Genomic DNA, 1,889 nt, shown 5'->3' on the forward strand with positions numbered 1-1,889 from the left:
GCTACAAGCCCTCGTCGCCGCGTTCGCCGCCGACAAGGCCATCGTCGACGAATCCTCCACCCGCACCGCTGTTGCCGAAGTCACGGCGGACTGAACACCACACCGACACCCCGAACACCACCGACCCCGCCGGACATCCACCGGCGGGGTCGTTTCATACCCGCACATCCTCACGATCAACGCCGCCATCATCCTCATCGTGAATGCCGGTCAACACATGCATCGGAGCCGCCCTGGCCGCGCGTTGTCAGATGACATTGGCGCGCCTGCAACCGCTTTCGGACACTCCCGCAATGGAAATCCGCACTCACACCACACCGCTGTATACATCAATGTTCCGCGCCGATGACACGCTTATCGCCAACCCGCATCTCTACGGCGCGCCCGCCAGCGACAATCCCGCCATCGTCATCAAACGCGACGACGCCCCAGACCTATGGAACGACCACCAACTCGCCTTTGAACGGGTTTGGAACACCGCCCGGCCCATCCCCACGCAACCGTAACGACCCCACCCGCCAACGCCAGGAAGCCAGATGGCTGACTCCAACGCCGTATACCAATAACTGCGCCGATTCAAGCGCTCCTTCTTCACCCGCGACGGCTTTGAAGTCGAATCCCGGCCACAACACTTCGCAGAAGCTCAATCCCAGCAGATTGAAGAAGACAAGAATAGACCCCAGATGAATCGTACACCGTAATGTTCTCCATTCCAAAAAAAGTCGTACTCCTCGTATGCGGGCAAGAACTCATCGAATAGGGGCCACTTGCCGCGAAGAGTCATCGGGCCAAACCGCTCTGCGAATTCGGCGATGTCCACGCTCCAAGTTGGCAGCTCGGTAGGGGAATCAACGCAAGGTGAATCGCGCCTCGTGTGCCAGTAACCCGCCGATTCAAGTACTCCTTCGTCGCCGGCGATGGCGTTGAAGTCGAATCCAGGCCACAATATACTGTTGTATTTCAATTCTGCGGAGTCCTGGTCAGCAACGCCTAACAGCTTTTTCATGTTCTCATAACGGGAAGCTTCGTCACCAAGTGCTCTTGCTATTCGCTCATGTATAAGTTCCGCATCTTCCAAGGAGAGCCCGTGTTCGGCCAGTTTGGCTTCTAGTTGAGCTTCCTTGTTCGCCATTGACATTCTTAGCCTCATCGTCATGAGCAGGTAGACCTCAAAATCAATGATCACTGCATATGAGGATATGTTCATCTCTCCACGCTTCATCGGCCAATGTACGGCAAGAATTTGTGAAGGTCACCCACAAAAACTGTTACCGATCCGTCAGGATGTACCACCATTGCTCTCCCATAGGCTAAGTCCGCGGGCAGCACCACTTTTGTTCCGTCGGGCACGTTAACAATTCCCCCAGTTTCACCAAAAGCGGCCTTAGCGGCGATGTCTGTTGCTTCGACAGCCTCTTCCTGACTAACGTGCAGACCCGTAATCCTGTCCGCCAGAGTATCTAGCCTGGTTTCCTCTCGGGAGAGTCGAGACTTCCCTACCGATTTCTGTGGCCCGATCGGCAATACTTGGGCTTGAGGGCGTGCCCGGTTGTGGTTGGGCGCCGGGCGTATGCGGTTGCTGTGGTGCGGGTTGTGTCCAGTACGGTATTTCGGCGCGTATGGCGTCTTTGGCCGGCGTGTATTGCACGTTCGCGGCATCTAATTGTCGCTCGAGTTGTGCCTTCAACGTGTTGTAATACCAGGCCTCTTGATTATAGGCGTTTACCGCGTTCCAATCGGCAGAGTTGGGCGGATTCAAATTATGGTGGTCAATATCGTATATCAATTTGTTGTAGGCGTCGCGGGTAGCGTGCAGCGATGTCGGTGGCGGTGGGTGGGCCCAGGGCGGAATGGGCGGGGGCCCCAGCGGCGGGTCACCTGGCGAGGGA

The 1,889-nt window shown here is 56.6% G+C and carries 2 protein-coding genes and 1 pseudogene; 2 read left to right on the forward strand and 1 reads right to left on the reverse strand.

The features are described 5' to 3' along the window. Window positions 1–94, forward strand: a pseudogene (locus tag EET03_RS18920) (ExeA family protein); the annotation flags it as partial. 199 nt (window positions 95–293) lie between these two features. Next, on the forward strand, window positions 294–506 hold the full coding sequence (locus EET03_RS18925; RefSeq protein WP_136625728.1) for a hypothetical protein: 213 nt from the start codon (window positions 294–296) through the stop codon (window positions 504–506). Window positions 507–643: 137 nt separating this feature from the next. Here EET03_RS18925 and EET03_RS18930 read toward each other — a convergent pair whose 3' ends face one another. Then, a complete protein-coding gene (locus tag EET03_RS18930) occupies window positions 644–1,186 on the reverse strand; it encodes a hypothetical protein (RefSeq protein WP_244232439.1) in 543 nt (180 codons plus the stop codon). Window positions 1,187–1,889 lie beyond the last annotated feature (703 nt).

Origin of the sequence: Mycobacterium innocens (assembly GCF_900566055.1) — a bacterium.
Lineage (GTDB): Bacteria > Actinomycetota > Actinomycetes > Mycobacteriales > Mycobacteriaceae > Mycobacterium > Mycobacterium innocens.

What these genes read in the sequence shown, in the direction of transcription:
- EET03_RS18925 (WP_136625728.1), top strand. Translation starts at nt 294, where the DNA reads ATGGAAATCCGCACTCACACCACACCGCTGTATACATCAATGTTCCGC.